Below are 7,549 nucleotides of genomic sequence, written 5' to 3' on the forward strand. Positions count from 1 at the left end.
AGTCCTCCATCGCGCGCAAGGGCTTTTCATCGCGATGCGCCTCGGCCTTTTCACCCATCCTGAATTGACGACCTTTCTTGAATACCCGAGTATGGAGTCCCGTTAAGAGCAGAGCGACACTTGATACTCGACGCAACCCAGATCCTGGCCCTCGCCCCAGACCCAGCCTCCGCCAAGGCCGGCGGCCAGCTGGCGACACCGGCAAAATGGAGCGGGCTGGGTCGCAGCGAGGGCGCTTTGTGGGGCGAGTGCCAGGGCAGCGGTAAAAATCCATATCGCACCCAGATCGACTTGGGCGGCTCGGCCTTCAAGTGCTCGTGCCCGAGCCGCAAGTTCCCCTGCAAGCACGGCATCGCCCTGTACTTGCTGCTTGCCGGGCAACCATCCCTGTTTGCCACAGCAGATACCCCGGAATGGGTCGGCGACTGGCTGAGAAGCCGCCAGGCCCGCGAGGAAAAGAAGGCGGAAAAGGAATCGCAACGGTCGGCGCCGGCAAATCCAGGGACGCAGGCTGCCGCAGAAGCCCAGGCCCGCAAACGCGAGGAAAAACGCGAAGACAAAGTGAGCCGTGGCCTGTCCGAGCTCCGCACCTGGCTCGATGACCTGGCACGCGAAGGGCTGGCTTCAGGGCGCGCACGCGGCCAGGGAGCGTGGGACGCAGTGGCCGCGCGGCTGATCGACGCCCAGGCAGGCACCCTGTCCCGTCGGCTTCGGCGTGCCGGAAGCCTCTACTACCAGGGCGCCGACGAAGACCGTGATGGCCGGCTGGCCCGCGAGATGGCCTCCATCTACCTGTTGGCCACCGCTTGGCAGCGCCTCGACCAGCTGCCGGTGGCACTGCAATACGATGTTCGCTCCGCAATCGGCTGGAGCATCCCGGTCGAGGACGTGCTGCAATCCGCGCCGGTCTCGGACCAATGGCAGGTGCTCGCGCAAACGACCACCGACGAGGACAAGCTGAAAGCTCGCTCAACCTGGCTGCGTGGTGTGTCGACAGGGCGATGGGCGCAATTGCTGCAGTATTCGGTCGGAACACAGGGATTCGAACACGTACACACTCCCGGCACTGCCTTCAATGGAGAGCTGTGCTTCTACCCGGGCGCGTATCCGCTGCGCGCCGCGATCAGGAACCAGGCTGCGCCGGCGCCGATGGTGCCTGTCTTCGACCGGCTCGACACTTTGGATGCGGCGCTCGACGCCTGCTCGCAGGCGCTGGCGGTGCAGCCTTTCCTCGACCGTTATCCCCTCGTGCTTCGCGATGCCGTCCTCGACGCGGGCGATCGCCGGCGCGTGCATTGCCCGGCGGGCGGGGCCGCGATCGCGCTCCACCCCTCCTTTCGCCACTGGTTGCACATCGCCGCCATCAGCGGAGGCCATCCCACGACGCTTATCGGCGAATGGGACGGCCACGCGTTCATGCCACTCAGTGTCTGGCATGCCGGCCGCCTCTACAACATCGAAAGCGATCTCGCCGCATGACCCGCACCGTGCCCGAACTCGAACGCTTGCTCCAGATCGGCACAGCGCGCGCACGGCCGTTGCTGGAAAACGTTGTGCCGCCGTCCTTCGATATGCCGGCCATCGCCGGCACGGATTCGTCGCAGGAGCAGCGGCTGTGGTTATCGCTTGCCGCGCTCGACCTGTGGCAGCGCGCCGGACACGCGCCCTCCGCCGCCGGAGCTCACGCGGGCGGCGGCGCGCCCACCGCGACCGGGGACCTTGCGCCCTGCCCCGCGCGTGCCGAATCGCTACTTGGCGCTCTCCTGCAGGGCGGCCAATCCGCCGCGCTGCTCGGCGAGTGGCTTGGGCAGCTGTATCGCCACGGCGCCCACCTGCCGGACCGCTTCCTGGTCAAGATGCTCCAGCTCGCGACCGAACAGAAGCAGTTGCGCGCGCTGGTCAGGCAGTTGCTGGGCGCCCGCGGACAATGGACCGCGCGCCTCGAACCCGACTGGGAGTGGGCGGTGGATGGCGGCGCTGTCGAAGACCGCGCGGCGATATGGGAAACCGGTTCGCCGTCCCAACGCAAGGACGTCCTGCGCGCCTGGCGCGAAGACGATCCGGCTGCGGCACGCCTGGCGCTGGAGTCCGCATGGAAGGCCGAGCCTCCCGAAAGCCGCGCCTCGCTCCTGTCCTGCCTGGGCGTGCGCTTGCAAGGCGCCGACGAGCCCTTCCTCGAAGCAGCGCTGGACGACCGCCGCAAGGAAGTACGCATGGAGGCGCAGCGGCTGTTGGCCCGATTGCCAGGCTCGGCGCTGTCGGCACGGATGCTGGAGCGCCTGCGGCCACTGGTTCAGGTAAGCCGGCCCTTGCTGCGCGCCGCTCGGCTCGACCTCACGCTGCCGCAGGAGCGCGATGCCGCCATGGTGCGCGACGGCGTCGGCGCGAACAGCCATCCGGGCCTTGGCGAAAAGGCCGGCTGGGTTGTCGACATGCTGGCCTGCGTACCGCCGGAGCACTGGCAAGACCAGTTTGGATGCGGGGCCGTGGACTGCCTCGCGCTCGCCCGCGCCGGCGAATTCGACGCCGTATTCATCCGAGGCTGGTCGGGCGCCGTCCAGCAGCACCTGGAAAACGGCAGCTCGCCGCAGCTGCTTTCATGGCTGTCGGCCCTCGGGGCGCTGTGGCTGGACACCGATCCACAGAAACGCCTGGCCTTTCCCGACGCCTTCTCTCGCGCCTGCGCCGCCCTGCCGCCCGATCAAAGATACCAGCTGCTTGGACAACTGCTCGACACCGGCCGGGCCGAATGGCAACGCGATCCGGGGCGGTACCAACTGCTCGACGAGGCCGCACGCCAGTCTGCGACAGCATGGCCGCCGGAACTGTCGCGCAAGGCACTCGAACGAGCGTACGATGCACTGTCGATTGTGATCAGCCAGGCCAACCTTCACTGGTGGTTCGTGCAGATGATCGGCGGCCTCGCCGGCGCGGTAGACCCTGCCGCCGGCATCGCGATCGAGCCGGCGCTGCGCCAGCGTGCACAAGGCATCGCCGTCCTGCAGGACAGCATCGACAAATTCACCCGGCTCGTGCAAGCGCGGCACGATATCTATCTCTCATTTCAGGAGCAAGCATGACCGAGTCCACCTCCGTTTTGCGGCAGCACGCCGAAACCCAGTACGCGCGCGAACTCGAAGCGCTGGCCGCCGGCGATACGCGGCAGAAGCCGCCACGCTGGAAGCTGTCGCCTTGGGCCGTGTCGCTTTACCTGCTGGGAGGCGAGCTGCCGAGCGGCGAACGGATCAGCCCAAAATACATCGGCAACCGGCGTGTGATCGAAATTGCGGTGGCAACGCTCGCCACCGACCGCGCGCTTCTTCTGCTCGGCGTTCCCGGCACGGCAAAGTCGTGGGTATCCGAGCACCTGGCTGCGGCCATCAGCGGCGATTCGACGCTGGTCGTGCAAGGCACGGCCGGCACCAGTGAAGAAGCGGTGCGCTACGGCTGGAACTACGCCCAGCTGCTGTCGAAAGGCCCGACGCACGAGGCGGTGGTGCCAAGCCCGGTGATGCGCGCGATGCGCGAAGGGAAAATCGCACGTATCGAAGAACTCACGCGCATGCCCGGTGAAGTGCAGGACAGCCTGATCTCGACCCTGTCGGAAAAAGCGCTGCCGATCGCGGAGCTGGACGACGAAGTGCAGGCCCGGAAAGGCTTCAACATCATCGCTACCGCGAACGATCGCGACCGCGGTGTCAACGAGCTGTCGAGCGCATTGAAGCGGCGCTTCAACACGGTGGTACTGCCGCCGCCGCGCTGCGCCGACGACGAAGTCGAGATCGTGCAGACGCGGGTCGCGAGCATAGGCCGTGCGCTCGAGCTTCCCGCCGAAACGCCGGCGCTGGAAGAAATCCGCCGCATCGTGACGGTGTTTCGCGAACTGCGCGAAGGCGCCACCGCGGACGGCAAGGTCAAGCTCAAATCGACCACATCGAGCATGAGCACGGCCGAAGCGATTTCGGTCATCACGCACGGCATGTCGCTGGCCGCCCACTTCGGCGATGGCGTGCTGCGCAGCGCGGACCTCGCCGGCGGCATGGTTGGCGCGATCGTCAAGGATCCTGTCCAGGACCGCATCGCGATGCTCGAATACCTCGAGACGGTCGTCAAGGAACGCGAAGGCTGGAAGGACCTGTACCGCGCCTGCCGCGAGGTGATGGATTGAGCAGCGACGCGGCGCAGCAGGTCCACCTGTTCGGCGTCCGCCACCACGGTCCCGGTTGCGCACGCAGCCTGGCCGCTGCGCTGCAGGCGCTGCAGCCGGATTGCATTCTGGTCGAGGGGCCGCCCGAAGGAGACGCGCTGGTGGCGCACATCGGCGCACCCGGCCTGGCGCCGCCCGTCGCGCTGCTGGTGTACGACCCGGACGCGCCGGAGCGTGCCGCGTTCTATCCGTTCGCTGAATATTCGCCGGAATGGCAGGCGCTCCGTTACGCCAACGACCATGCTGTCCCGGCCCGCTTCTTCGACCTGCCCCAGGGGCAGCGCTTGCCCGATCCGGCTGGCGATGGGCAGCCGGACGGCGAAGAGATGCGCACGGATCCGCTGCGCTGGCTGGCCGAAGCCGCCGGCTTCGGGGATGTCGACACCTGGTGGGACCACCTCGTCGAGCAACGCTGCGACAGCCTGGACCTGTTTGCCGCCATCCGCGAAATGATGACCGCGGTACGCGCCGAATTTGCGGCTTCGTCAAACGCGCTTGAATTGATGCGCGAGGCGCACATGCGCAACGCCATCCGGCAGGCGCTCAAGCAGGGACACCAGCGCATCGCTGTCGTGTGCGGCGCCTGGCATGTGCCGGCGCTCGCCGTCCTGCCGAGTGCAAAGAGCGACAGCGAGCTGCTCAAGGGGCTGCCGCGGACGAAGATGGCTGCGACCTGGGTGCCTTGGAGTTATGGCAGGCTGGCGTACGCCAGCGGCTATGGCGCGGGTGTCACGGCGCCTGGCTGGTATGAGCACGTCTGGCGGCGCAGCGAGCGGGCCTCGCTGTACTGGTTGAGTGACGTCGCCCGCCTGCTGCGCGAGAACGACCTGGACGGCTCGCCAGCCCACGTCATCGAAGCCGTGCGGCTCGCCGACGCGCTGGCTGCGCTGCGCGAGCGACCGCGCCCCGGACTGGCCGAGCTGCTGGAAGCCGTGCGTACCGTGTTTTGCCATGATAGCGACGCGCCGCTGCGGCTGATCGAAAAAGCCTTGCTGGTGAACGAGCGGCTAGGCCAGGTGCCCGAAACTGTGCCCGCACTGCCGCTGGTGAAGGACGTGCAGGCCCAGCAAAAGCGATTGCGCATGCCTGTGCGCGCCGACGGCATCGACCTGGACCTCGACCTGCGCGAGCCGACGCACCTGGAAAAGAGCCTGCTGTTGCACCGTCTCGCCATGCTCGGCATCCCCTGGGGCAGCCTGCGTGCGGCGCGCGGCAAGAGCGGCACCTTTCACGAACTCTGGCGCCTCGCGTGGGAACCGGAATTCGCAGTCCGGCTGATCGAAGCGAGCGTGTGGGGCGGCACGCTCGACAGCGCTTGCACCGCGTATGCCATCGACTGCGCCTCCAAGGCGAGCACCTTGCCCGAGCTGACCGCGCTGATGGAAAAGGTGTTGTTGGCGGATCTGCGCCAGGCGGTCGGCCCGGCGATGCAGCGCGTGCAGGACGTGAGCGCGACCACGCCGGACCTCGGCCTGCTGCTGGCGGCCCTGCCGCCACTGGTCAACGTACTGCGTTACGGCAGCGTACGCGGCACGGACACGAGCTCACTCGCCAAGGTGGTGGACGGCCTGATCGCACGCGCCTGCATCGCCCTGCCGTTCGGCGCGCGCGGACTGGCCGACGACGCGGCGGGCGTGCTGGTCCGGCAGCTCGTCGCAGCAGACCAGGCGATCCGCCTGATGGAGAATGCGCAGCGGCTGAACGAATGGTTTGCGGCCATGCAGGCCGCCGCGACGAGCGAGCTGTCGCATCCACTGGTGAGCGGACGATGCTGCCGCATCCTGTTTGAGCAAGACCGCTGGGACATCGAGCAGGCGTCGCGCCAGCTCTCGTTACGTTGTTCACCGGCGGTCGCGCCACTCCTCACCGCGCATTGGCTCGAAGGCTTTTTGCAGGGCAGTGGCGCGCTGCTGGTGCACAGCGACCGGCTGTGGGAACTCATCAATGCCTGGCTCGTGAGCCTGCCCGGTGACGTGTTCCTTGAATTGCTGCCGCTGTTGAGGAGGACGTTCAGCACGTTTTCCGCGCCCGAACGGCGCCAGCTGGCGGAACGGGCGAGCGCGGGAGGTGGCGCTGTAGCGGGGCTAGCGCAGAGCACGCGGGCGGTCGACGCCGAACGCGCCAACCGGGTGTTGCCGGTGCTGAGAACCATACTGGATGCGGCGCCGCTCGAGGAGGCTGGACATGCATGAGAACGAGAAGGCCAACGAGGCCGCGCGGCGCTGGCGCCTGGTCCTTGGTCAGGAAGGCGAGACCGGAGCTTCCGTGGATGCGCGCGACCTCGCCATCGACAGCGCGCTCGAAGCGCTGTACGACGCGCAGGACGGCGCACGCTCCGCGGGCCTTGGCGGATCTGCGCCACGCGTGGCGCGCTGGCTGGGCGACATCCGGCAGTATTTTCCCGCTACCGTGGTGCAGGTCATGCAAAAGGATGCGTTCGACCGCCTGGGCCTCGAGCGCATGCTGTGCGAGCCCGAGATGCTCGCGGCGGTGGAGGCCGACGTTCACCTCGTCGCGACCTTGCTCAGTCTGAATCGAGTCATGCCGAACAAGACGCGCAGCACGGCACGCAGGGTGGTCGCGCAGGTCGTGGAGCAGCTCGAACGCAAGCTGGCCAGCCCCTTGAGGCAGGCCGTTGCCGGCAGCTTGAACCGCGCGGCGCGCAATCGGCGTCCGCGCCACAACGAGATCGACTGGCTGCGCACGATCCGCGCCAACCTGCGCCACTACCAGCCCGAGTACCAGACCGTGATTCCCGAAACCCGCATCGGCTTCGCGCGCAAGGGACAGGCGCTGCGCGATATCGTCCTGTGCATCGACCAGAGCGGGTCGATGGCGCCATCGGTGGTCTATGCCAGTGTGTTCGCTGCGGTGTTGGCCAGCATAAAGGCGGTGTCGACCTCGGTGTTCGTGTTCGATACCGCGGTGGCCGACCTGACGCCATTGCTGGCTGATCCGGTGGAAGTCCTGTTCGGCACGCAGCTCGGCGGCGGCACCGACATCAACCGCGCCCTCGCCTACTGCCAGGGCCTGGTAACGCGCCCCCAACAGACGATCGTCGTGCTGATCAGCGACCTGTTCGAAGGGGGCAACAAGGCCGAGATGCTCAAGCGGGCAGGCAGCCTGATCGCCAATGGCGTGCAGGTGATCGTGCTCCTGGCGCTGGACGATAGTGGTGCGCCAGCCTACGACCGGTCCATTGCCGCGGCCTTCGCGGCAATGGGCGCGCCCTGCTTTGCCTGCACGCCTGACCTGTTTCCTGACCTGATGGCGGCCGCGATCCAGCGCAACAGCGTAGAGCAATGGGCGGCTCAACACGGCATTGTCCACAGCTGACAAAAC

At 67.3% G+C, this 7,549-nt stretch carries 5 protein-coding genes; all 5 read left to right on the forward strand.

What is annotated here, in order from left to right; translation table 11 throughout:
* Positions 1 to 120: 120 nt before the first annotated feature.
* Genes NX778_RS24430 through NX778_RS24450 form a run of 5 tightly spaced genes read left to right on the forward strand, consistent with a single transcriptional unit; the run spans position 121 to position 7,543 of the window.
* A complete protein-coding gene (locus NX778_RS24430; protein WP_258814423.1) occupies positions 121 to 1,479 on the forward strand; it encodes an SWIM zinc finger family protein in 1,359 nt (452 codons plus the stop codon).
* Positions 1,476 to 3,080, forward strand: coding sequence for a DUF5691 domain-containing protein (locus tag NX778_RS24435; RefSeq protein WP_258814424.1), 1,605 nt, complete (start codon positions 1,476 to 1,478; stop codon positions 3,078 to 3,080). Before NX778_RS24430 ends, NX778_RS24435 begins: the two co-directional genes overlap by 4 nt.
* Positions 3,077 to 4,168: an ATP-binding protein gene (locus NX778_RS24440; protein ID WP_258814425.1), complete on the forward strand. Its 1,092-nt coding sequence runs from the start codon at positions 3,077 to 3,079 to the stop codon at positions 4,166 to 4,168. Before NX778_RS24435 ends, NX778_RS24440 begins: the two co-directional genes overlap by 4 nt.
* Entirely contained in the window at positions 4,165 to 6,399 is a 2,235-nt protein-coding gene (locus tag NX778_RS24445) for a DUF5682 family protein (RefSeq protein WP_258814426.1), read from the forward strand. The genes NX778_RS24440 and NX778_RS24445 overlap by 4 nt, the downstream gene beginning before the upstream one ends.
* Positions 6,392 to 7,543 carry a vWA domain-containing protein gene (locus NX778_RS24450; RefSeq protein ID WP_258814427.1) on the forward strand — a complete coding sequence of 384 codons (1,152 nt, stop codon included), beginning with the start codon at positions 6,392 to 6,394 and terminating at the stop codon, positions 7,541 to 7,543. The genes NX778_RS24445 and NX778_RS24450 overlap by 8 nt, the downstream gene beginning before the upstream one ends.
* Positions 7,544 to 7,549: the final 6 nt, after the last annotated feature.

The organism is Massilia terrae (genome assembly GCF_024753145.1).
Classification (GTDB): domain Bacteria; phylum Pseudomonadota; class Gammaproteobacteria; order Burkholderiales; family Burkholderiaceae_D; genus Telluria; species Telluria terrae.

What these genes read in the sequence shown, in the direction of transcription:
- NX778_RS24435 (WP_258814424.1), top strand. Translation starts at nt 1,476, where the DNA reads ATGACCCGCACCGTGCCCGAACTCGAACGCTTGCTCCAGATCGGCACA.
- NX778_RS24440 (WP_258814425.1), top strand. Translation starts at nt 3,077, where the DNA reads ATGACCGAGTCCACCTCCGTTTTGCGGCAGCACGCCGAAACCCAGTAC.
- NX778_RS24450 (WP_258814427.1), top strand. Translation starts at nt 6,392, where the DNA reads ATGCATGAGAACGAGAAGGCCAACGAGGCCGCGCGGCGCTGGCGCCTG.